Source organism: Xanthobacter autotrophicus, assembly GCF_029991245.1.
GTDB lineage: Bacteria > Pseudomonadota > Alphaproteobacteria > Rhizobiales > Xanthobacteraceae > Xanthobacter > Xanthobacter autotrophicus_C.
This window is the reverse complement of sequence record NZ_JAIVFO010000372.1, coordinates 1-438: the sequence shown is the minus strand read 5'-3', so window position 1 is coordinate 438 and position 438 is coordinate 1. Positions and strand designations below refer to the sequence as shown.

General features: G+C 68.7%; 1 protein-coding gene. It reads left to right on the top strand.

What is annotated here, in order from left to right; all coding sequences use genetic code 11:
- Positions 1–438: PAS domain S-box protein (locus tag K9U41_RS23275; RefSeq protein ID WP_282643205.1), on the top strand; the 438-nt coding region annotated here is incomplete at both ends.

Sequence of the window (438 nt, the reverse complement as noted above, 5' to 3'; positions counted from 1 at the left end):
CATGGACAACAGCCCGCTGGCCGTGCTGGAGATGGACGACCAGCTGCGCGTGCTGCGCTGCTCGCGCCGCGCGATCGAACTCATGGGCTGGCAGGATCTGGTGCAGGTCGAGTGCCGCCGCCTGCACGAGCTGCCGGGCACGGCCGCGATGGAGCAGCATCTCTCGCAGGCGTTCTCGGACCTGCGTTCGGGCCGCACCACGCGCAACCGGGTGGAGTCCTGCGTGCGCCGGGCCGACGGCTCGGAGGTGCACTGCGAGTGGTTCAATTCCGCGCTGACCGACGCCGGCGGCCGCGTGACGTCGATCATGTCGCTCGTGCAGGACATCTCCTCCAAGATCGAGATCGCGCGCCAGCAGCACTACCTGGCCAACCACGATTCGCTCACCGGCCTGCAGAACCGCTCGGCCTTCCACAGCCGCTTCGAGCACTCCCTCTC